This window comes from Micromonospora sp. NBC_00362 (genome assembly GCF_026342155.1).
Classification (GTDB): Bacteria; Actinomycetota; Actinomycetes; order Mycobacteriales; family Micromonosporaceae; genus Micromonospora; species Micromonospora hortensis.
Window position 1 is genome coordinate 2,467,483 of record NZ_JAPENH010000001.1, and the last position, 23,564, is coordinate 2,491,046.

The window sequence follows — 23,564 nt, forward strand, 5'->3', positions numbered from 1 at the left end:
CTCCCCGACAGGGAGATGTCAGACGACCCAGGTCAACGTGTTCAGCTCGCCCTGGTGCCCCGCGCCTTCAGTCGGCGCAGCTCGTCGGCGGACATCAGCCAGGTGGAGTTCGTCGTGCCCAGGCCGAGGAGCACCTGGTCGAAGGTGTTGCCGTCGTTGTCGTCGGTGTAGCAGACGCTCACCTCGCCCCAGGGCGACGCGGCGACCGCGAAGTGCTCCTGGCGGCCCGTCGTGGTCTGGCTCAGCGCCTGGGCCGCCAGCCGGCCGGTGGACGTGCCGTCCGGGTTGAGGCCCCGCGCCCAGACGTCCGGGTTGGCGCCGGACACCGTCCAGCCCACCACCACGTTGTCCTGGTCGTCGATGCCGACAGCGGGAGCGGTGGCGCCGGCGCCGGTGGAGACCGGAACCTCGTCGTGCCGGGCCGTGCCCGCGGCGGTGAACGATCGGGCCCAGACACCCCGGGTGCCGGTGTGGTCGGATTCCCAACCGACCGTGAAGTCGCCGGCGAAGTTCGCCGCCACCGAGGCGCGCTGCTGCTGCCCGCCGCTCTGGGCGTTGGCCGTCCGCCGCGACAGCGCCACGGCACCGTTGGGCCGGGCCAGCCGGGTCAGCCCGATGTTGTACGAGCCGTTGGCGTCGGCGTCCTCGTCCCAGACCACCAGCGCCTCGCCGGAGGCGGACACCGCCACGTCGGGACGGTGGTGCGTGCCCGTCGTCTGCGAGGCCGTCACCTCGTACGCCTTGGTGGTGGCGGCGGTGAAGCCGGCGGCCTTGACGGTGGCGGGAGCGGTGCCCTGCACGTCCTCCCAGACCACTGTGAAGCCGACGGCGGCGGCGTTGGTGGGCGCGCCGTCCGGGTCGACCGAGACCTTCGGCCAGATCTGCTGCCCGGCGTCGCTGGCGTTGGCCTGCCCCGAGCCGAGCACCGCGCCGGCGGGCGACACCACGCGGTACTGGATGTTGTAGACGCCGTTGCCGTCGCCGTCGGCGGCCCAGACCACCACGGCGTTGCCCCGGTCGTCGAGCCCCACGTCGGGGCTGAGGTGCCGCCAGGCGGCCCCGCTGGTCCCCCCGGTGCTGAGCTTCAGCTCGTACGCGGGCGTGCCGTCGCGGAACAGCCGCAGGTAGATCTCGCTGTGGGTGTCGTCCTCCGGGGCGGTGCCGTCCCGGTCGTCCTCCCAGACCACTGCGACGTGACCGTTGCGGTTCATGGCGATGGAGGGCAGGTCCTGGTCGCCGGTGGCGACGCTGTTCGCTGTGGTCCACGTGACCGCCTCGGCGGTCATCGCGGTCGGGCCGAGGACCACGTTCGGGATGAGCAGGGACGCGGTGAGCAGTGCGGTGATCGCGGTCATTGTGGCTCTCTCCCTTACCCGGCCTGCAGGCCGGGCTGGCCGTCGAGGATGACGAACGAACGCACGGTGGACGCCGCCGCGCCGTGCTCGGTCACGGAGTTCACCGCGCGGAAGTCCGCGCGGACCTGGCTGCGGCTGATGGTGGTACGGACGTAGCCGCGCCGGTCCGAGTAGAACTTCAGGTGCGGGTTGGCCGCCGCGTTCGGGACCGTGGTGCTGCCGCTGCCGTTGCCGGTCGAGCTGATCGAGGTGCAGACCAGCTCGGTGCCGACGGTTGCCGAGGAGGGGTTGGCGTAGTCGGCCTTGAGGTTGTTGGCCCACGACCGGTGCACGTCGCCGGTGAGCACCAGCGGGTTGCGCACCCCGCGCTGCTGCCAGCCGGTCTGGATGCGGCTGCGGGAGGCCCGGTAGCCATCCCACGCGTCCATGCTCGCCGCCCCGTTCGCGTCGAGCTGCTGGGCGAAGAAGACCTGCTGGCCGAGGATGTCCCAGGTGCCGTAGCGCTGGGCCAGCCCGTCGAGCAGCCACGCCTCCTGGGTGGCGCCGGTCAGTGACCGGGAGGCCAGATCCGCGTCGGCGCAGACCTTCCACCCGTCGCCGCAGGCCTGGTCGTCGCGGAACTGCCGGGTGTCGAGCATGTGGAAGGTCGCGAGTTGTCCCCACCGGATGCGCCGGTACAGCGGAATGCTGTTGCCGTTGGCGGCGGACGCCGGTCGCAGCGGCATGTTCTCGTAGTAGGCCCGGTACGCGGCGGTGCGCCGGGCGGTCCACTGGGCGGCGGTCAGCGTGGGGCTGCTGTCGTTGCGGACCATGGTGGCGTAGTTGTTCTCCACCTCGTGGTCGTCCGGCACCACCAGCCAGGGTGCCGCCGCGTGGGCCGCCTGCAGGTCCGGGTCGGACTTGTACAACGCGTACCGGCGGCGGTAGTCGGCCAGCGACACGATCTCCGCGCCGACGTGCTGCCGCACCGTGGAGCTGCCGACGCCGCCCTCGTAGATGTAGTCGCCCAGGTGCAGGATCAGACCGGGGTTGTCCTCGGCCATCCGCCGGTACGCGGTGTAGTAGCCGGCCTCGTAGTGGGCGCAGGAGGCGAAGGCCATCACCAGGTCGCGGCCGAAGGCGCTGGGCGCCGGGGCGGTCCGGGTCCGCCCGACCGGCGAGATCTGCCCCTGGGCCCGGAACCGGTAGTAGTAGTCGGAGTCGGCGGCGAGCCCACCCGCGATGGCGTGCACGGAGTGCGCGTCGGCGTACCGGGCGACCACCGAGCCGGAGGAGACCAGCGAGGTGAACCGGTCGGTGGTGGACACCTGCCACTCCACTGTCACGTCGGCGTTGGCCATGCCGCCCTGCCCGTCGGCGTTGAGCGGGGAGGGTGCCAGCCGGGTCCAGAGGACCACGCTGTCGGGCGCTGGGTCACCGGACGCCACACCGAGTTTGAAGGGGTACGGCACCGCGGCGCGGGCACCCTGGCGGGGTGTCACAGCGACTCCGGCGGTCACCAGTCCACTGAGGACGAATATGCGACGGCTCAGCCTTGTCATGGTCAACAGCCTCGGGAACGTCGATGAACGGCGATGGCTGCGCGGCGGAATCCGACATGACGGAATGCTGTCCGCGTCAAGGCGTTCAGGTGTCCGGACCACCCGGGCCGGGAACCGGACCGTCAGGTGAGCGGGGACGGCGACTCCGCGCCGGGGATCACCAGCGTCGGCGTACCGGACCCGTCCGCCGGAACGCTCCAGACGTCGGGCTCGCCGTCGTCCCGGCGCAGCGCGTAGGCCAGCTTTCCGCCGTCCAGCCACGCGGCCTGGTCATCGACGCTGCGGACCTCGGCGGTCGCGGTGACCCGCATACTCGACAGGTCCAGGACCGACAGCCGCCAGCCCTTCGTCGGGTCGGCGTCGACCGCCTCCTTGAACGCGAGCCGGGTGCCGTCCGGTGACAGCGACGGGCACTCGACGTTCTCCTTCAGCGTCTCGACCGTACGAGCCGCGAGGTCACCCCGGACGAGGTACCTCCTACCACCGGTAGCCATCGTCGCGTAGAAGCTGTTGTCGTCGGCGGTGAAGGTGACGCCCCAGTAGTTGACGTCCGCGTTGCGGTAGCTCCGGCCGTTCCGGGTGATCGCGAACTCTTCGAGCGAGGCCACTGTGGTGCCGGTGCGGGTGTCGAGGATCCCGGTGCGGGTGGAGAATCCACTGGAGGTGTACGAGTCGCCACCGACGAACGTCGTCCAGGAGACCATCCGGCCGGACGCCGAGACCCGGGCCCGGTTCGGCAGCCCCGGCACACTGACCGCCCTCGTCTGGCGCAACGTCGCGTCGAGCACGACAACCTGGTATGACCACGCGGTCTCCGGCTTCAGACAGACCCCGGTGCCGGCCGCCGCGTACACCCGGAGGCACTCCAGGCCGGCGACGGTGCGCGGCCCGGCGGGGTCGGTCGCGGCGACCGTGGAGACGTGCCGGTCGGTGATCGCCAGCAGGCGGGGCCCGGGTGCCAGGGTGACCGTCTGCTCGCCGCTGGCGGGTGGCGGCGTCCGGGGAGCCTGCGCGGCAGTGGCGGCGTAGCCGGCCGCCACCGCGCCCAACAGCACTGCCGAGGCGACCACCACGCCGAGCTTCGCTCGGGTCGACATCGCTGTCATCGGGGTACCTTCCGGGTGGTGAGTCGGGACGGGGAGGCCAGCAGGAGCAGCGTGCCGACCAGGACGCCGGCGACGGCCACGGCCGCCGCGCGGATCGCGTTCTCCGGCCCCCACGCCTGCCAGGCCAGACCGAACAGCACGGAGGAGACGAGGTACGCGAGGGCCTGCCCGGTCTGCACCAACGCGATTCCGGTGGTCCGCAGACGCGCCGGCAGCACCGGACCGGCGAGCGCGATGAGCACGCCGTCGGTGGCCGCGTAGAAGGCGCCGTACAGAGTCAGCGCCAGGGCGATCAGCGGCCAACCGTCGACCGGGCCGGCCAGCAGCAGGTACGTCGCACCGAGGGCGGTGTAGCCGCCGATCACCACGGGCAGGCGACCGATCCGGTCGGCGAGTACGCCGAGCGGAGCGGCGAGCAGCAGGTACGCCAGGCTGGTCCCCACCGCGAGCAGCGGGAACCAGCGCAGGCCAAGGTCCATCCGGCGTTGCAGCAGCAGGTAGACGAAGCCGTCGCCGATGGTGGCCAGCCCGAGCAGCGCGGCGGCCAGCACCAACCGCCGGGCCGGTCCGCCGCGCAGCAGCCCGAACGCCTCGCGGACGGAGACCTTCGGATCGTTGGTCGCGTCCGCCGCCTTCCCGTCCACCACCTCGCCGGGCGGCTGCTCCCGAACGAAGAGCACGAGCACCACGACGGCCAGGGCCGCGATGCAGAAGCTGGTGACGAAGACCGCGTCGTACGACTGCCCGACGACCAGCAGGACCGCGAACGCGGCGAGCGGCCCGAGGAACGCGCCGACGCTGTCCATCGCCCGGTGCACCCCGAACGCCCGACCCAGCTCCTCGGGTGGCGTGGAGAGCGTGATCAGCGCGTCGCGCGGCGCGCTGCGAACACCCTTGCCGAGTCGGTCGACGGCGATGACGGCGCCGATCGCCGGGATCGACCGGCCGGCGAGCAGCAGGCCGAGCTTCGCGACCGCCGAGAGCGTGTAGCCGATGCCGGCAATCAGCTTGCGCCGCCGGAACCGGTCGGCGGCGAAGCCACCGACGACCCGCAGCAGCGCTGTGGCGCCGGTGTGGACGCCGTCGAGCACGCCGAAGGTCACCGGGCTGAGGTGCAGGCCCAGCACCAGATAGAGCGGCAGGACCGCGGCCACCATCTCGGCGGACACGTCGGTGATCAGACTGACAGTGCCGAGCGCGACGACGTTGCCGCTGACCATCGTGAACCGGCGGCGTCGGGGCCCCGACCCGGGTTGGTCGGCGACCGGTCGGGAGACGGTCGACAGGTACACGAGCATCTCCTCTGATCGACGGTCGACGGGCAGCCATCGTCCGTACTCAGTGGAGGTCGCACAACGGACCGCGGATGGCGTCCGGGCGAGGGTCGGATGAACGGGCTCCCAACACCGAGGTGTTCGCCTGCCGGGACGCACTGTTCATCCGCCCGTCGCCCGCCGGCTCATCGACCTTCCTACATTCCTTGCGCTCTACCCACGAGGTAAGGAGTCCTGGATGGACATTCGATTCCCCCGTCCGCCGGTGACGCTGGGGGTGGTCACGGTGATCGTCGCCGCGACCGCCGCCGTCGTCGTGACCGGCGCTGGCGCGGCGTCGGCGGCGAGCGTGACCTTCACGCCGGTCGCCGACACCTACGTCCAGAGCGACACGGCCGCCACCAACTACGGCACGTCCACGCAGGTAGTGGTCGACAACTCGCCCGTGCGGCGCTCGTTCCTGCGCTTCACGGTGAGCGGTGTCAGCGGCACGGTGACCGGCGCCAAGCTGCGACTGCGCACGATCAGCGGCAACAGCGGCAGCGACGCCGGTGGCACGTTCCGCCGGATGTCCAACACGACCTGGTCGGAGACCGGCACCACCTGGAACAACCAGCCGACCATCGACGGGGCCACACTCGGCACGATCGGCGCGGTCAGCGGCAACACCTGGTACGAGGTCGACGTCACGGCCGCTGTCACCGGCAACGGCACGTACAGCTTCGGTGCCACCTCGACCAGCGGTGACGGCGCCTACTACGACACCCGAGAGAGCGGCGCTGACGCACCGCAACTGGTGGTCACCACCGGGACCACCACGCCACCCCCGTCGGGCGACCCCGTGTTCGTCGGTGCCGGCGACATCGCCGACTCCGGCTCCGGCGACAGCGCCACCGCGACGCTGCTCGACAGCATCCCGGGAACGGTCTTCACCACCGGCGACAACGTCTACGACAGCGGGACGGCGTCGCAGTTCACCAGCTACTACGAGCCCACCTGGGGTCGACACAAGTCCCGCACCCGCCCGTCGCCGGGCAACCACGACTACAACACGTCGGGCGCGACCGGCTACTACAACTACTTCGGTACGTCGGCCGGCCCGAGCGGGCGCGGCTACTACTCATTCGACCTCGGCAACTGGCACGTCGTATCGCTGAACTCCAACATCAGCATGTCGGCCGGCTCGACTCAGGAGCAGTGGCTGCGCGCGGACCTGGCCGCCAGCAGCAAGCCGTGCACCATCGCGTACTGGCACCACCCGCTGTTCACGTCCAGCTCCAACCACGCGCCGTCGACGTCGACGCGTCCGCTGTACCAGGCCCTCTACGACTACAACGCCGACGTCGTGGTCTGGGGGCACAACCACGTGTACGAGCGGTTCGCCCCGATGAACCCGGCCGGTGGCGCCGACTCCAGCCGGGGTCTGCGCAGCTTCGTCGCGGGGATGGGCGGCGCCGGCCACTACGGCTTCGGCACCATCCAGCCCAACAGCGAGGCGCGCAACAGCTCAGCGTGGGGCCTACTGAAGTTCACCCTGCACTCCAACAGCTACGACTGGCAGTTCGTGCCAGTAGCCGGCCAGACCTACACCGACACCGGCACCAACACCTGCCACTAACCCCCACCCCACCCCACCCCCCACCCCGTCGATCTTGCACTTTCTGTCCCGACTTATGCCGCGTAAGCCGCAAACCGTCAACACAAAGTGCAAGATCGCGGAGTCGGTTGGAACGCAGTGGCCCCTGACCGCTCTGCGGTCAGGGGCCACTGCGTTCTGTTCAGGCGTCAGCGGGCGGTGCCGGCGCGACGCTTGTTGTAGACGTCGAAGGCGACCGCGACGAGCAGAACGAGACCCTTCACTACCGACTGGGTCGACTGGTCGATGCCCATCAGCTGCATGCCGTTGCTCATCACCGCCATGATCAGACCACCGACCATCGCGCCCACCACGGTGCCCACGCCACCGGTGACCGCCGCGCCGCCGATGAAGGCCGCGGCGATCGCGTCCAGCTCGAACATGTTGCCGGCGGCGGGCTGGGCGCCGTTCGACCGCGACGAGTAGATGACGCCGGCCACCGCCGCCAGGAAGCCCATGTTGACGAACATCCAGAAGTTGACGGTGCGGACCTTCACCCCGGACAGCGCCGCCGCCGACAGGTTGCCGCCGATGGCGTAGACCTGGCGACCGAAGACGGTACGCCGGGTGAGCAGGCCGTAGACCAGCACCAGGACCGCCAGGATGATCAGCACGATCGGCAGCCCTCGGGCGTGCGCGAGCTGCCAGGCGAAGTACATGAGGACCGCGCCGACCAGCACGACCCGGGCGACGAACAGCGGGAACGACTCGACGGGCTGCTGGTAGCGGATCCGCGCCACCCGGGTGCGGAAGCCACTGACCGCGTAGCCGGCCACGGCGACAGCGCCGATCAGCAACGTGAAGGCGTCGAAGCCCTGCCCACCGAGCAGGCCGTTGAGGAAGCCCGCCGCGACCTGCTGGTACTCGGACGGGAACGGCGACAGCGAGATGTTGTCGAGCACCCGCAGGGTCAGACCCCGGAACAGCAGCATGCCGGCCAGGGTCACGATGAACGCCGGAATGCCGGCGTACGCCACCCAGAACCCGTGCCACGCGCCGACCGCGACGCCGACGACCAGCGCGGCCACGACGCCGATCCACCAGGGGTGACCCTGCTGGATCACCAGGACGGCGGAAACCGCTCCGGTGAGCGCGACGACCGATCCGACCGACAGGTCGATGTGCCCGCCGATGATCAGGATGACCATCCCGATGGCGAGGACCAGGATGTACGAGTACTGGAGGACGATGTTGGTGATGTTGCCGGGGCTCAGCAACACCCCGTCGGTCAGGACCGCGAAGAGCGCGACGATGACGACCAGGGCGACGTAGATCCCGCTCTGCCGCAGGTTGTTCAACACCAGCGCCCGAAGGTCGCTCGTCCCGCTGTGCAGGGCGGCGGTGGGCGTGCTGTCCGGGGGCGTGGGGCGCTCCGTCGAAGGGGTCTTGATGCTGGTCATCCGACGAGCTCCTTGTCCTTGGTCATCAGCTCCATGAGGCTCTCCTGAGTCGCCTCGGCCACCGGCATCTCGCCGGTGATCCGGCCGGCGGCGAGGGTGTAGATGCGGTCGCACATTCCGAGCAGCTCCGGCAGCTCGGAGGAGATGACGATCACCGCCTTACCGGCGGCCACCAGCCGGTTGATGATCGTGTAGATCTCGTACTTGGCGCCGACGTCGATCCCGCGGGTGGGCTCGTCGAGGATCAGCACGTCCGGGTCGGTGAACAGCCACTTCGACAGCACGACCTTCTGCTGGTTGCCGCCGGAGAGCTTGCCGACCACCGCCATGACGCTCGGCGTGCGGATGTTCATCTCCTTGCGGCTCGCCTCGGCAACCTTGATCTCCTCGTTGCCGTTCACCCAGCCCAGGCGGGACAGCCGGTCCAACGCGGCGGCGGACACGTTGCGCCGCACGTCGTCGATGAGGTTGAGGCCGTAGCGCTTGCGGTCCTCGGTGACGTAGGCGATGCCGTTGTCGATCGCCTCGGCGACGGTGCGCGCCTGCACCTCCCGCCCGTGGACGAAGAGTCGGCCCCGGATGTCACGCCCGTAGGACCGACCGAACACGCTCATGGCCAGCTCGGTCCGCCCGGCCCCCATGAGGCCCGCGATGCCGACGACCTCGCCGGCGCGTACGGACAGCCCGACGCCCTCGACGACCATCCGGTCCTGGACCGGGTGCCGCACCGTCCAGTCCTCGATGCGCAGGACCTCGTCACCGGGGGACGACTCGCGGTCGGGGTAGAAGCTGTCCAGGTCGCGCCCGACCATGCCCCGGATGATCCGCTGCTGGGTCACCTCGTCGGACCGCATGTCGAGGGTCTCCACGGCGCGCCCGTCGCGGATGACGGTGGTCGAGTCGGCGATGGCGGTGATCTCGTTGAGCTTGTGCGAGATCATGATGCAGGTGATGCCCTGCTCCTTGAGGGCCCGCAACAGGTCGAGCAGGTGCGCCGAGTCGATGTCGTTGAGCGCGGCCGTCGGCTCGTCAAGGATGAGTAGGCGCACCTTCTTCGACAGCGCCTTGGCGATCTCCACGAGCTGCTGCTTGCCGACGCCGAGCTGGATGACCGGGGTGACCGGGTTCTCGTGCAGCCCGACGGACGCCAGCAGCTTCGCCGCTTCGGCGTTGGCGAAGTTCCAGTCGATGAGCCCGCTGCGGCCGCGCCGCTCGTTGCCGAGGAAGATGTTCTCCGCGATCGACAGGTACGGCACCAGGGCGAGCTCCTGGTGGATGATGACGATGCCGTTGGCCTCGCTGTCGCGGATGCCACGGAACTGCATCGGCTTGCCGTCGAAGAGGATCTCGCCGTCGTACGAGCCGGACGGGTAGACGCCGGACAGCACCTTCATCAGGGTGGACTTGCCGGCGCCGTTCTCACCACAGATGGCGTGGATCTCCCCGCGGCGCACTGCGAGGGTGACGTCCTCCAGCGCGGTCACGCCGGGGAAGGTCTTGGTGATGCGACGCATCTCGAGGATGGTGTCGTCCATTGTCACTGTCCTCCGTCAGGTCTGGACGTGTCCGCGCCCAGGCGTCGGGCCCGGCGGGTGACCGCCGGGCCCGACGAGTGGCTTACTTCTTGGCCTGACCGGCGGCGACCTCTTCCGCCGTCCAGTAGCCGGAGTCGATCAGCGTCGCCTTGATGTCGTCCTTGTAGACGGTCGCGATCGGCAGCAGGTACGCCGGGACGACCTTGACGCCGTTGTTGTACGTCTGGGTGTCGTTGGCCTGCGGCTGCTTCTTCTGCAGGAACGCCTCGGCCGCGTTCACGGCCTGCTCGGCCAGCAGCCGGGTGTCCTTGAAGACCGTGGAGCTCTGCACGCCGTCGTTGATCAGCTTGATCGAGGCGATCTCCGCGTCCTGGCCGGTAACCACCGGGAGCTTCTTCGCGCCCTTGCCGTAGCCGGCGTTCTGCAGGGCGGTGATGATGCCGCGGGAGATGCCGTCGTACGGCGAGAGCACCCCGTCGACCTTCGAGCCGTCGTTGTAGCTGGAGGTGAGCAGGTTCTCCATCCGCTTCTGCGCGGTCTCCTGCTGCCACCGCAGGATGGCTACCTGCTCGGGAGTGGTCTGCTTGGACTTGACGACCAGCGTGCCGTTCTCGATGAACGGCTTCAGCGTGTCCATCGCGCCGCCGAAGAAGTACTGGGTGTTGTTGTCATCCAGCGACCCGGCGAAGAGCTCGACGTTCAGCGGCCCCTTGGCCGTGCCCTTCGAGCCGTCCTTGTTCAGCAGGCCGAGGCCGACGAGCAGCGCGGTGCCCTGGGCGACGCCAACCTTGTAGTTGTCGAAGCTGACGTAGAAGTCGACGTCCTTGCTGCCACGGATCAGTCGGTCGTAGGAGATGACCGGGATCTTCGCGGCGGCGGCGGCCTGCAGTTGGCTGCTGAGCGCGGTGCCGTCGATCGCCGCGAGGACCAGAACATCGGCACCCTGGGTGATCATCTGGTCGACCTGCTGCGACTGCGTGGGGATGTCGTCGCCGGCGTACTGGAGGTCGACCTTGTAGCCCTTGGCTTCCAGCTTCGACTTCACCGCGTTGCCGTCGGCGATCCACCGCTCCGAGGTCTGCGTCGGCATCGAGACACCGATGGTCAAATCGCTCGGCTTCTCGTCACCGGACTTCTCACCGCTGCCCGCACCCCCGCCGCTGCACGCCGCCAAACTCAGCGCGAGTGCCGCGCCGCCGAGAGCAACCAGGAATTTCCTGCCCACGGGCTTCTCCTCTCTGGACTCCCCCGCCGACTGCCGGGGCCAAGTGTCATCTTTCGGGTAGTGTTAGCGCTCACATAGATTGCGTCAACACCAGATCCGAAATACCGGTGTCACGGTCTCGTAACGGAGCATCCAGGCGAGCGTAGCCATGTGGCCGATCCACCGGAAGGGCAGGACGCGGCAACTCAGCGTGGTCGTCCGCAGCACTCTACAGACCGGTGCCCGCGGACGACATCTGTCGTCCGCGGGCACCGGCGCTGCCGTCGGATCAGGTGGGTCGCCGCGACCTCGGCGGTCGGCGGCCCCGGTCGGCTACCGCTGCGACCACCGCTGGTTCGCCGCCGCGGTGCAGGTCCAGAGGATCACCGTGGTGCCGTTGGCGGTGGCGTTGCCGTTGACGTCCAGGCAGAGCCCCGACTGCGTGTTGCTGATCGTGCCGTTGGCGTTGACCGCCCACTGCTGGTTGGTCCCGCCGTTGCAGTCCCAGATCTGCACCTTGGCGCCGGCCGCGGCGTTCGGCGGCGCGTCCAGGCACTTGCCCAGGGCCTGCAGGGTCCCACCGCTGCTGGTCCAGCGCTGGTTGGCAGCGCCGTTGCAGTCCCAGATGACCGGCTGCGTGCCGTTGGTCGTGTTGCTGTTCGGCACGTCGAGGCAGCGACCGGAGGCGGCGCTGGCGTACGCGCTCGACGTGGTCGGCGGCGGCGTCGTCGGAGGAGTCGTTCCGCCACCGCTGACCCGGTACACCACAGTGCCGTGGGCGGGGACGCTGGCGCTGATGGTCCCGCTGCTGGTGCTGGTGCCACCGGTCCACGCGTCCACCAGGGTGAACGACGACCCGGACTTGCCGATGGCCGCGGCCGTGGTCGAGATCGTCGTCGTCGAGCCGCCCTGGTTGAAGAGGGCGACGGCGACGTCACCGTTGGCGAGCCGCTTGGCCAGCACCCGACGCGTGCCGTCGAACGACACCTGCGTCCCCTGCAACCCGAGCGAGTCCTGGTTGATCGCGATCAGGTTGGCGTTCTTGAGGATCGTCTGCGTCGCCGCGTTCATGTTCCGCACGTCGTTGCCGGCGATCAGCGGAGACGCCATGATCGCCCACATCGCGAAGTGGCTGCGCATCTCCGTGTCGTTCATGCCGCCGCGGCCGATCTCCATCATGTCGGGGTCGTTGAACCCACCCGGCCTCGCGTAGGACGCCAGCGGAACGGTCACGTTGATGATGTTCTGGATGCCCATCGGGTAGCCGTTGGTCTGGCCGGTGTCCCACGCGTTGGTGATGTCCTCGGTGGTGCGCCACATGTTCGCCACGTCGCCCCAGTTGCGCTGCGGGCCGGTCTTGGCGTGGATGCTGTTGGGGTTGATGCTGTAGACGATCGGCCGACCGGTGGCGGCCAGCGCGTCACGCATCTTGGCGAAGGTGGCCACCTGGTCGTTGATGCTGCCCTCCGGCGAGCACCAGTCGTACTTGAGGAAGTCGACACCCCAGGCGGCGAACTGGCGCGCGTCCTGCACCTCGTGGCCCCGACTGCCGGTCGCCCCGGGGTAGGCGCCGAAGTACTGCGCGCAGGTCTTGTCGACCGGCACCTGGTAGAGGCCGAACTTCAGGTTCCGGGCGTGCAGGTAGTCGCCGAGCGCCTTCATCCCGCTGGGGAACCGACTCGGGTCGCCCTGGATGTTGCCGGAGCTGTCCCGGTTGGGGTTGAACCAGCAGTCGTCGACCACGACGTAGTTGTAGCCCAGGTCCCGCATGCCGGTGCTGACGATCGCATCCGCCGTCTGCCGGATCAGCGCCTCGTTGATGTTGCAGCCGAACTGGTTCCACGAATTCCACCCCATGGGTGGAGTGCGCGCCACGCCGTTGTCCAGTGCCTGCGCGGTCGGGGCGCGAAGGCCGACCAGGGCGCCGGCGAGCAGAATTCCGGCCGCCAGTGCGCTCCCCCAGCGACGACCTCGGGTATTGCGGTTCATCGAGCCTCCTTGTCGGTGACGCCCGCCCGTGTTTACGATCGCTGGTCGGTACGCCGATAGTTGGACGCCAATTTTTGTTAGCGTTAACAGAGACGCCCATCATGTTACGACGACATTTCACGAGGTTCAATACCTTCACCGCGTCGTATCGCTCGACATCGATTAGTTACCCTCAGCAACCCATCGAGCCGCGTCTTATTCGGCGAGGAAGCCGAAAATTGGCGCACGCTGGCGCGGCGGACCCACCCGCGCGTTCACTGCTGGGCGGGGCGGTGGCGGGGCTTCTCCCCGCACCACGCGGGGCGACCTCCGGTGGCGCCAACAGTCAGTGACGAGGTGGAGCGACGCTCTCGCGGGCGACCAGAGCGGGGGCGATGGTCTGACGCAGCGCCCCACTGGTGCCCGACTCGATCTGGGACAGCAGCATCTGCAGGCTCGCTCGCGCCACCGCGTCGAAGTCCGGTCGGACGGTGGTCAGCGGCGGAATGAAGTACGCCGCCTCCGGTACGTCGTCGAAGCCGACCACGCTGATCTCGTGCGGCACCCGTCGACCGAACTCGTGCAGTGCCCGCAGCACGCCCAGCGCGAGATGGTCGTTGGCGGTGAAGACGGCGGTGACCTCCGGCATCCGCGCCAACATCTGCCCGCACCGGTAACCCGACGCCGCGGACCAGTCCCCCGGCATCGGCGGCGGCGGTTCCAGCCCGGCGGCCACCAACGCCTGCCGCCAGCCGTCGATCCGACCCACGCTGTCGAACCAGTCGGTCGGCCCGGAGACGTGCCAGACGGTGCGGTGCCCGGCGTCGAGCAGATGTTGCGTCGCCGCCCGGGCGCCCGCCACCTGGTCGACAGTCACCAGCGGCACCGGCCGACTCGGGTCACCGTCGACAGTGACCAGCGGGACATCCTTGGGTAGGCGCTCCAGCGCCTCACCGGCCGACTCGACCGGGGCGATGACCACGATGCCGGCGACCCGGTGCGACAGGTGCCGCTCGACGGCCGCCGAGATGGAGCGGTGGTCCAGGTTTCGCACGCTGCCGACGCTGACCGCGAAGCCCTCTTCGGCGGCGGTCTGCTCCAGGGCGGCCAGCAGCGACGCCGGACCGTAGAGCGTCGTGTTCTGCGCGACCACACCGATGACCTGCGATCGACCTGTCACCAGGGCACGTGCCGCGCCGTTGGGGCGGTAGCCGAGTTCGGCGATCGCCGCGCGTACCCGAAGCCGGGTCTGCTCACGGACGTTGGGGTGCCCGTTGAGCACCCGCGACACCGTCTGATGGGAGACACCGGCGAGACGAGCAACGTCCGTCATCGCGGGACCGTGGACGGCCATTTCACTCCCCCCGCTACATCTCCGGCCCGCGGCCCGTCGACGTCGACTGGAGCGGCCCGGCCCGATCCCCCTCGCTCAGTCACCACGCCGGTGCTGAATCCCAGGTGACCAGCGCTGGATCGCCGACAGTCTACGCCAGCAACGGCCCCGAACACGGCACGCCCGTGCGGGGACCGCTCGAGGCGCCGAAGCCGTACAACGCGGTGCCCGTTCGGAGTCCCGCACCAACTGGCACGGGACGCGGTCCTGATGTGGTACGCCGGCCTGCCCTCGCCCCTGGGCAGAGCGTGGAACAGGCCGGCGAGGACCTGACGCGGTGGCGCGGACTTCACATGCCGCCTGGGCTGCGTCGCCAGCGCCACCGCTTAGTGCGATAGTCGTGTGACCGGTGTCACGGGGTGGTCAGGTCGAAGCGCCGTACGGTGACCGCGCCACCAAGCGCCTGCGTCGCGTGGTTGAAGATGGCGAACCGGTAGCCCATGAAGAACTGCCAGTTGTTCGCCAGCGTCAGGGCATTGCCGAACGAGGTGAAGTTCACCCCGTCGGTGCTGTACGAGAAACGGGCCTGTCGGCCGGAGCCGGGTCTGATGTCGGCGTTGGCGCGCAACCAGATCCGGCCACCGGAGACGGCGGTGCTCGCCACCTCGCTGCCGGTGCTGGTGGTGTTCCAGCTGCCGTCCATCGTCAGACCGTTCTGCATGACCAGTCGGGTGGAGCCGTTGTCCCGTCGGACTCCGATCCAGGCCGACGAGTTGCGCAGCACCGCCAGGCCGGTGCGATCACCGTCGCGCATGGTGGAGTAGTCCAACTCGATCGTCGCCGTCGAGGTGGGGCCCTGGATGCGGTGGGTCAGCGTGTTGCGCGCCTTGTACAGGTCGCCGGTGACTGTGGCGGTCTGCAGGTTCAGCCCGTTGTTGACCGACCACTTGCTGGTGTCCGGGTTGTGGTTCCACTCCCACTGCGGGCCGAGCGTGGTGCCGGCGAACGTGTCGGTGCCGGTGAGCGGCTTGACCGCCCGGGGCGGCGCGGGCAGGTTCGGCTTCGGGTACGAGCTGCCCCACGTGCCGTTGACAGTCTGCAGCACCGGCCAGCCGTCGCCGGTCCAGGTGATCGGGGCCATGGCCGGCATCCGACCACCGGGGTACGCGTCGACGAAGGACATGTAGTACCAGTCGCCGTTCTGGGTCTGCACCAGCCCACCCTGGTGCGGCACACCGCCACCGGAGATCGGGCCCGGCAGGTTGAGCAGCACCTGCCGCTGCTCGTACGGGCCGAACGGTCCGTTCGTCGACTTCAGCACGTACTGGCCGTTGGCCGGGCGGGTGAGCCAGATGTAGTAGGCGCCGTTGCGCTTGTAGAAGCGGGCGCCCTCCAGCGTCCCGATGCTCGACGGCGTCTGGTACACCTGCTGGGCGCGGACCTGGGACTTCCCGTCCGCGGACAGCTGCGCCACGCTGATGGTGCCGTTGCCGTACGCCACGTACATGGTGTCGTTGTCGTCGACCAGCATCCCCGCGTCGTAGTAGCAGTTGGGGATGGTGGCGTGCTTGCTCCAGGTGCCGTCGACGGCGGACGCGGTGTAGATGTGGGTCTGGGCGAAGTCGATGCACCCGGCCCAGTAGTACGTCTTGTTGCTCGGCCGGTAGTTCAGCGTCGACGCCCAGATCCCGTCGACGTAGGCGTTACCACCGCTCATGTCGTACTTCGAGCCGAAGTCGAGCTTGGGCACCGAGTGGCCGGCGAACTCCCAGTTCACCAGGTCGTACGAGCGCAGGACCGGCGCGCCGGGCGAGTAGTGCATGGTGGACGCCGACATGTAGTAGGCGTTGTCCACCCGGATGATGTCGACGTCGGCGAAGTCCTGCCAGACCACCGGGTTCGGGTACGTGCCGTTCGACGGGGGTGGCGTCGTGGGGTCGGTCCCGCCGTCGACGCGGACGAGCTGCCACTGCTGGTTGGTGCCGTTCCAGTCGTCGTACTGCACGATGTTGCCACCGTCGGCGGTCGAGGCGCCCTGCACCTCCATCACCTTGTTGCTGTTCCGGTTGATCAACCGGACGTAGCCGCCGTCCGAGTCGGCCAGCCGGAACTGCTGGTTGGTGCCGTTGTTGTCGCTCCACTGCACGACGCTGGCGCCGTTGGCGGTCGAGCGACCGGAGACGTCCAGCACCTTGCCCGACAACCTCGACTTGAGTCGGTAGTAGCCGCCTCCGGAGTCCACGAACTGCCACTGCTGCTGATTGCCGTTGTTGCGCGTCCACTGGGTGATCCGCGCACCGTCGGTGGTGGCCAGGTTGTACACGTCCACGGCCTTGCCACTGTTGCGGTTCACCAACACGTACCAGGCGCTGGTGTCGACGGTGGCCGCTGACGCCGGCGACGAGGCGACGGCCGCAGCCGCGCCGCCGACCACCAGCACCATCGCGGCGACGGCGAGTCTCGACAGCCACCCGCGCCGTCGTGGCGCACCCCGGGGAACCCGACCGATGGAAAGCATGATCCTCCTCTGCTGACGCGAACCGTGCGGTCTGGGTCGGCGTCCGCGGCACCGGGCGGGGCACCGAGCTGACCATGCCCGGCCATGTGATCGCTAACACCGCTCGCCCGACCGTCGCGGTGACCAGGTGCCGAAACCGCGGGGTTAGGACGCGCGCGCGGCCGGACCAGCCAACGACATCGACCATCTTGGTTATAGACTGTGAGCGATAACATGCTGTTAGTCAAGGCGTAACACAATCGCCTCGGGGCCCGACTGGCGCACACGCGAACGGGTGGCCCAACCCCGCCCGCAGGCAGGGATGGACCACCCGTTTCCGTACGATCCGACAGCGCGAATCAGAAGCCGCGGGCCAGCCGGTGGTAGGCCTGGTTCCAGCGCAGCTCGTCGGCGAAGCGGCGGGGCTCCGTGTCGGCGTCGATGACGACCAGCTCGGTGCGGCTCATCTCCGCCAGGTCGTGCAGCTCCTCCACGCCCACCGCCTGCGACAGCACCGTGTGGTGCGGGGCGCCCGCGGTGATCCATGCCTCGGCCGAGACCGGCAGGTCCGGGCGCGGACGCCAGACGGCACGGGCGACCGGCAACCGGCGCAGCGGTTGCGGCGGGGCCACCACGTCGATCTCGTTGGCCACCAGCCGGAAGCGCTCGCCCATGTCGGACAGCCCGAGCACCACGGCCGGACCGGATGCGGCGTCGAACACCAGCCGGACCGGGTCCTCCCGGCCACCGATGCTCAGCGGGTGGATCTCCACGTTGGGCACGTCGGAGGCGATGGTCGGGCAGACCTCCAGCATGTGGGCGCCGAGCACCAACTCGTTGCCCGGGGTGAGGTCGTAGGTGTAGTCCTCCATGAACGACGTGCCGCCGCTCACGCCCACCGACATCGCCTTGAGGGTGCGGACCAGGACCGAGGTCTTCCAGTCGCCCTCGCCGCCGAAGCCGTAGCCGTCCGCCATCAACCGCTGCACGGCGATGCCCGGCAGCTGACGCAGCCCCCCGAGGTCCTCGAAGTTCGTCGTGAAGGCCCGGAACCCGCCCGCGTCCAGGAAGGCGCGCATGCCCAACTCCAGGCGCGCGGCGTACCGCAGGGAGTCGTGCTGCTCGCCGCCGGGCAGCAGCTCCCCAACGATGCGGTAGGTGTCCTCGTACTCCTTGACCAGGTCGTCCACCTGCGCGTCGGTGACCTCGCCGACCACCTCGACCAGGTCGTTGACGCCGTAGGTGTTGACCGAGACCCCGAACCGCAGCTCGGCCTCGACCTTGTCGCCCTCGGTCACCGCGACGTCGCGCATGTTGTCACCGAAGCGGGCCAGGCGCAGCGACCGCATCGCCGACCAGCCCAGCGCGGCACGGGCCCACGCCCCGACCCGAGTGGTCACCCGCGGGTCGCTGACGTGCCCGGCCACGGTCTTGCGGGCCACACCGAGACGCGTCTGGATGTACCCGAACTCGCGGTCGCCGTGGGCGGCCTGGTTCAGGTTCATGAAGTCCATGTCGATGTCGTTCCACGGCAGCAGAACGTTGGCCTGGGTGTGCAGGTGCAGCAGCGGTGTCTGCAACGCGTCCAGACCGGAGATCCACATCTTGGCCGGTGAGAACGTGTGCATCCAGGCGATGACCCCGACGGCACCCTGAGCGGCGGCGTCCCGACAGACCTGCAGGATCTCACCGCTGTTGGTCAGGACGGGCTTCCAGACCACGCGGGCGGGAATCTGCGGCGAGTCGTCGAGCGCGGCCGCGATCTGGCGAGACTGCTCGGCCACCTGGCGGAGCGTCTCCTCGCCGTACATGCCTTGGCTGCCGGTGAGGAACCAGATCTCGGGTTCGGTGTGTGGTGCCATGGAGTTGCCTTCCGCGAGAGGGGCGGTCACTTGTAACGGATTCCGATGAGGCGCTGGAGGAGGATGAACGCGAAGAGCAGACCACCAATCACGATCTTGGTCCACCAGGAGTTGAGGCTCCCATCGAAGGTGATGAGGGTCTGGATCACGCCGAGGACCAGCACGCCGAGCACCGTGCCGAAGACGTAACCCGCGCCGCCGGTGAGCACAGTGCCACCGATGACGACGGCGGCGATGACGTCCAGCTCCATCCCCACGGCGATCAGCGGCGCACCGGAGAGGGTGTAGAAGGACAGCAGGATGCCGCCGATGGCCGAGCAGAGACCACTGATCGTGTAGACGGCGATCCGGGTCCGCCCCACCGGCAGGCCCATCAGCAGCGCCGACTGCGGGTTGCCGCCGATGGCGTACACGTTGCGGCCCAGCCGGGTGTAGGCCAGCGTGTACGCGGCGATGGCGACCACCACGAAGGCGATCAGCACGCTGATCGACACGAAGTTGCCCTGGGGATTACCGATCCGCTCCTGCGACATCGAGGTCCAGAACCCGTCGGTGATCGGGACCGACGCGCCGGAGATGAAGGTGCACATGCCCCGGGCGAAGAACATCCCGGCGAGCGTGACGATGAACGGCTGGATCTCGAAGAAGTGGATCACGCAGCCCATCAACAGGCCGAGCGTCGGACCGATGAGCAGGGCGATGACCAGCACCAACGCCGCCGGCATGCCGTCCTGCAGCAGCGCGGCCGACACCATCGCCGTCATCGCGACCACCGAACCGACCGACAGGTCGATGCCACCGGTGAGGATCACGAAGGTCATGCCCACCGCGACGACGAGCAGGAAGCTGTTGTCGATGAAGACGTTGAAGATGACCTGGACGTTGGAGAACGCCGTGTACTGCGAGACGCCGATGCCGTACATCACCAGCAGCAGGGCGAGCGTCGCCAGGACCGGTATCTGCTTCCTCGGCAGCCGGAACCGGGTACGACCGGCGGTAAGCGTTCCAGTGGTCATGCCGGCACCTGCTCCTTCGGCTTGTCGGCGATGGTGGCGGGCGGCGGGACGTTACGCCTCCGTCGGCTGAACCGGGCCCGGAAGGCCGGTGCCTGGATCAGGCAGACGGCGATGACGACGACCGCCTTGAACAGCAGCGAGGTCTGCGGTGAGATGTCCATGGCGTACACGGTCGTGGTCAGGGTCTGGATGATCAGCGCGCCGATGATCGTGCCACTCAGGAAGAACCGGCCGCCCGCGAGGGACGTACCGCCGATGACGACCGCGAGGATCGCGTCCAGCTCGACCCAGAGGCCGACGGCGTTGCCGTCGGCACTGGAGACGTTGGCCGTCATCATGAAACCGGCGACCGCGGCACACGCGGCGCTGATCACGTACGCGAGGAAGATGACCCGGCCGGACCGGATACCGGCGAGCCGGCTGGCCATGGCGTTGCCGCCGACCGACTCGATGATCATGCCGAGTGCGGTGCGACGGGTGAACGCCGCGACCAGCAGGGCCGCGGCGAGCGCGATGAAGATGGCCAACGGCAGGGTCAACGCGTGGCCCAGGCCGATCGCCCGGTACGGCTCGGAGTTGATGGTGATGATCTGACCCTCGGTGATCAGCTGGGCGAGACCCCGCCCGGCGACCATCAGGATCAGGGTGGCGATGATCGGTTGGATCCCGATCACGGCCACCAGCACCCCGTTCCAGGCGCCGAGCACCAGCGAGACGCCCATCGCCATCGCGAGGGCGGTCACCACCACGCCGAGGCTGTTCTGGTCGGGCTGCTTGCTGATGTACATGCAGGCGATCGCGCCGCTGATCGCGCAGAGCGAGCCCACCGACAGGTCGATGCCGCCGGTGGAGATGACCAGGGTCATGCCCAGCGCGACCAGGATCAGCGGTGCGCTCAGCCGCAGGATGTCGACCGGCGTGCCGTACAGGTGCCCGTCCTTGAGCTCGATGGACAGGAACCCGGGCCGGTAGATCGTGTTCGCGGCGAGCATGACGAACAGCACGGCGGCGGGCCAGAACAGCCGGTGACCGATCATCGTCCGATAGCGGCTCATGGTGTCGTTCATCGGTCTGCCTCCTCCCGGTGGGATCCGCTGGCGATGGTCTGCATGATGCGGTCGGCGTCCAGGCTCTCGTCGTTGGCGAGCTGCGCGACCATCTGCCGGTCCCGCATGACGGCCACCTTGTGGCTGAGGCGCAGCACCTCCTCCAGCTCGGCGGAGATGAACAGCACCGCCATGCCACCGTCGGACAGCTGCGTCACGAGCTTCTGGATCTCGGTCTTCGCCCCGATGTCGATGCCCCGGGTCGGCTCGTCGAGGATCAGCAGTCGCGGCTCGGTGATCAGCCACCGGGCCAGCAGCACCTTCTGCTGGTTACCGCCGGAGAGGTTGCGGACCGGCACCTCCGGGTCGGCGGGCCGGATGTTGAGGGCCTTGACGTACTTGTCGACCAGCTCGTCCTGGCGGCGACGCGGGATGGGCCGCAGCCAGCCGCGGGCCGCCTGCATGGCGAGGATCATGTTCTCGCGGACCGACAGGTCCGCGACGATCCCCTCGGCCCGGCGGTTCTCCGAACAGAAGCCCACACCGTGGTCGATGGCCTGCGCCGGGGTGCGCAGGCTGCTCGCCGTGCCGTCGATCGCGACCTGGCCGCCGTCGGTCCGGTCCGCGCCGAACAGCAACCGCGCGACCTCGGTACGCCCCGAGCCCAGCAGGCCGGCAAGGCCCACCACCTCGCCAGCGTGGATGGTGAGGCTGAACGGCTCGACAGCACCCGACCGACCGAAGTTCGACACCGCCACCAGGGGGGTGCCCTCCTCCAGCGCGGCCAGATCCCGCCGGGAGTGCTCCTCGATGCCCTCCAGGACGTCGAGTTCCTTGCCGATCATCTTCTCGACCAGGGAGAGCTGGGGCAGCTCGGTGGTGAGGTACTCGCCGACGAGCCCGCCGTTGCGCAGCACGGTGATCCGGTCGGCGATCTCGTAGACCTGGTCGAGGAAGTGGGTCACGAACAGGATCGCGATGCCCTCGTCGCGCAGTTGCCGCATGATGCGGAACAGCTGCGCCACCTCGCCGGCGTCGAGGCTGGACGTCGGCTCGTCCAGGATCAGCACCCGGGCCTTGATGTCGATGGCGCGGGCGATGGCGACCATCTGCTGGATCGCGAGCGAGTACGAGCCGAGTGGCGCGCTGACGTCGAGGTCGAGGTCGAGGCGGGCCAGCAGGGCTCGGGCGCGGCGGCGGACCTCACCCCAGCGGACGGCGCCGAAGACCCGAGGCTCACGGCCGATGAAGATGTTCTCCGCCACCGAGAGGTTGGTGCAGAGGTTGACTTCCTGGAAAACGGTGCTGACACCGGCGGCGGTCGCCTGCATCGGCCCGGTGAACGACACGGGCTCGCCGTCGAGGGTGATCGCGCCCTGGTCGGTGTCGTAGACGCCGGTGAGCACCTTGATGAGCGTGGATTTGCCGGCGCCGTTCTCGCCCATCAGGGCGTGCACCTCGCCGGGAAAGAGCCGGAAGTTGACGTCGTGGAGTGCGCGCACCCCGGGGAAGGACTTGCTGATCCCGGTCATCGTCAGGACCGGACGGCTATCCGTCATCCCATCAGACCTCTTCTGGGTTGTCGACACGGAAGGGCCGCTACGCTCCCGCCACGCCCGCCCGGTCGTCCCTGGGGAGGGCCGCTCGGGCGGGCGTGGTTCGGAGGTCGTCGCGGGCCAAGCCCGGTCCGTTTCGGGTAGGAAAGCGACGCGGCGGGGCCGCCACGCGAACGCGGCGACCCCGTCGTCGATCAGTACTTACGGTTGGGCAGAGCTTCCTTGGCCTGCTCGGTCGTGAAGGTGGTCTCCTCGGTCTCGATCCGAGTCGGCACCTCCTCGCCCGCGTGGACCTTCTTGGCCAGGTCCATCAGCTGCGGGCCGAGCAGCGGGCTGCACTCCGCGATGAAGTTGAACTTCCCGTCGGCGAGAGCCTGCATGCCGTCCTTGACGGCGTCGACGGTGATGATGGTGATGTCCTTGCCGGGCACCTTGCCGGCGGCGGTGATCGCCTCGAGCGCGCCCAGACCCATGTCGTCGTTGTGCGCGAACAACACGTCGATCTTCTTGTTGGCCTTGAGGAACTGCTCCATGACCTGCTTGCCGCCGGCGCGAGTGAAGTCACCCGGCTGGGAAGCGATGATCTTCAGGTTCGGGTTGGCGGCGATCGCCTCACCGAAGCCCTTCTTGCGATCGTTCGCCGGCGCCGCACCGGTGTTGCCCTGCAGCTCGACGATGTTCACCGGGCCCGAGGCGGTCTTCTTCTGCTCGACCAGCCACTCACCGGCGAGCTTGCCCTCCTTGACGAAGTCCGAGCCGAGGAAGGTCTTGTACAGCGACTTGTCGGCCGAGTCCACCGAGCGGTCGGTCAGGATGACCGGGATGTCGGCGTCCTTGGCCTCCTTGAGCACGGTGTCCCACCCGGACTCCACCACCGGCGAGAAGGCGATGACGTCGACCTTCTGCTGGATGTAGTTGCGGATCGCCTTGATCTGGTTTTCCTGCTTCTGCTGAGCGTCGTCGAACTTCAGCTCGATCCCGGCTGCCGTGGCGGCCTCCTTGATCGAGGTGGTGTTCGCGGTACGCCACCCGCTCTCCGCACCGACCTGGGAGAAGCCCATCGTGATCTTGCCGTCGTCCTTGGTGCCGCCGCCGCCCGTGTCGCTATTGCCGCAGGCCGCCACGCCGCCGACCAGCAGCACGCTGGCGAGGACCGCGGCAGCGCGCCACGGAGCGGACTGCGTTCGCATCTTTCCCATCGAATCTCCTTGGCTGGATGTGGTGGGTAACCGCGC

General features: G+C 68.8%; 16 protein-coding genes. 1 reads left to right on the forward strand and 15 read right to left on the reverse strand.

Annotated elements, in window-relative coordinates:
• Positions 1–41: 41 nt before the first annotated feature.
• The 4 genes from OG992_RS11205 to OG992_RS11220 form a co-directional block, all read right to left on the reverse strand.
• Positions 42–1,355 carry a hypothetical protein gene (locus OG992_RS11205; protein WP_266303176.1) on the reverse strand — a complete coding sequence of 438 codons (1,314 nt, stop codon included), beginning with the start codon at positions 1,353–1,355 and terminating at the stop codon, positions 42–44.
• Between the two features lie 14 nt (positions 1,356–1,369).
• Complete coding sequence (locus tag OG992_RS11210; RefSeq protein WP_238686370.1) at positions 1,370–2,896, reverse strand: alkaline phosphatase; 1,527 nt, start codon at positions 2,894–2,896, stop codon at positions 1,370–1,372.
• Positions 2,897–3,018: 122 nt separating this feature from the next.
• On the reverse strand, positions 3,019–4,002 hold the full coding sequence (locus tag OG992_RS11215; RefSeq protein WP_238686371.1) for a hypothetical protein: 984 nt from the start codon (positions 4,000–4,002) through the stop codon (positions 3,019–3,021).
• Positions 3,999–5,294, reverse strand: coding sequence for an MFS transporter (locus OG992_RS11220; protein ID WP_238686372.1), 1,296 nt, complete (start codon positions 5,292–5,294; stop codon positions 3,999–4,001). The genes OG992_RS11215 and OG992_RS11220 overlap by 4 nt, the downstream gene beginning before the upstream one ends.
• Before the next feature lie 220 nt (positions 5,295–5,514).
• Between OG992_RS11220 and OG992_RS11225 the strand changes: the two genes are divergently transcribed.
• On the forward strand, positions 5,515–6,894 hold the full coding sequence (locus OG992_RS11225; RefSeq protein WP_266303177.1) for a DNRLRE domain-containing protein: 1,380 nt from the start codon (positions 5,515–5,517) through the stop codon (positions 6,892–6,894).
• Positions 6,895–7,061: 167 nt separating this feature from the next.
• Here OG992_RS11225 and mmsB read toward each other — a convergent pair whose 3' ends face one another.
• From mmsB to OG992_RS11280, 11 genes are all read right to left on the reverse strand, one after another.
• Positions 7,062–8,312 carry a multiple monosaccharide ABC transporter permease gene (gene mmsB / locus OG992_RS11230; protein WP_238686374.1) on the reverse strand — a complete coding sequence of 417 codons (1,251 nt, stop codon included), beginning with the start codon at positions 8,310–8,312 and terminating at the stop codon, positions 7,062–7,064.
• Positions 8,309–9,847, reverse strand: a complete 1,539-nt coding sequence (gene mmsA / locus OG992_RS11235) for a multiple monosaccharide ABC transporter ATP-binding protein (RefSeq protein ID WP_112585361.1) — start codon at positions 9,845–9,847, stop codon at positions 8,309–8,311. The genes mmsB and mmsA overlap by 4 nt, the downstream gene beginning before the upstream one ends.
• 82 nt (positions 9,848–9,929) lie before the next feature.
• Entirely contained in the window at positions 9,930–11,072 is a 1,143-nt protein-coding gene (chvE, locus tag OG992_RS11240; RefSeq protein WP_091401170.1) for a multiple monosaccharide ABC transporter substrate-binding protein, read from the reverse strand.
• Between the two features lie 312 nt (positions 11,073–11,384).
• A complete protein-coding gene (locus tag OG992_RS11245; RefSeq protein ID WP_238686375.1) occupies positions 11,385–13,040 on the reverse strand; it encodes a glycoside hydrolase family 27 protein in 1,656 nt (551 codons plus the stop codon).
• Positions 13,041–13,365: 325 nt separating this feature from the next.
• A complete protein-coding gene (locus OG992_RS11250; RefSeq protein WP_238686376.1) occupies positions 13,366–14,352 on the reverse strand; it encodes a LacI family DNA-binding transcriptional regulator in 987 nt (328 codons plus the stop codon).
• A gap of 412 nt (positions 14,353–14,764) precedes the next feature.
• Positions 14,765–16,870 (reverse strand): family 43 glycosylhydrolase, encoded by a 2,106-nt coding sequence (locus OG992_RS11255; protein WP_266303178.1) that lies wholly within the window; start codon positions 16,868–16,870, stop codon positions 14,765–14,767.
• Between the two features lie 338 nt (positions 16,871–17,208).
• Positions 17,209–18,711, reverse strand: a complete 1,503-nt coding sequence (gene araA, locus OG992_RS11260; RefSeq protein WP_238686378.1) for an L-arabinose isomerase — start codon at positions 18,709–18,711, stop codon at positions 17,209–17,211.
• Positions 18,712–18,737: 26 nt separating this feature from the next.
• Positions 18,738–19,727 carry a galactofuranose ABC transporter, permease protein YjfF gene (gene yjfF / locus OG992_RS11265; protein WP_238686379.1) on the reverse strand — a complete coding sequence of 330 codons (990 nt, stop codon included), beginning with the start codon at positions 19,725–19,727 and terminating at the stop codon, positions 18,738–18,740.
• The gene (locus tag OG992_RS11270; protein WP_238686380.1) at positions 19,724–20,794 is read right to left on the reverse strand and encodes an ABC transporter permease; all 1,071 of its coding nucleotides are present in this window, start codon (positions 20,792–20,794) and stop codon (positions 19,724–19,726) included. Before OG992_RS11270 ends, yjfF begins: the two co-directional genes overlap by 4 nt.
• On the reverse strand, positions 20,791–22,332 hold the full coding sequence (locus OG992_RS11275; RefSeq protein WP_238686381.1) for a sugar ABC transporter ATP-binding protein: 1,542 nt from the start codon (positions 22,330–22,332) through the stop codon (positions 20,791–20,793). Before OG992_RS11275 ends, OG992_RS11270 begins: the two co-directional genes overlap by 4 nt.
• A gap of 191 nt (positions 22,333–22,523) precedes the next feature.
• The gene (locus OG992_RS11280; RefSeq protein WP_238686608.1) at positions 22,524–23,519 is read right to left on the reverse strand and encodes an ABC transporter substrate-binding protein; all 996 of its coding nucleotides are present in this window, start codon (positions 23,517–23,519) and stop codon (positions 22,524–22,526) included.
• Positions 23,520–23,564 lie beyond the last annotated feature (45 nt).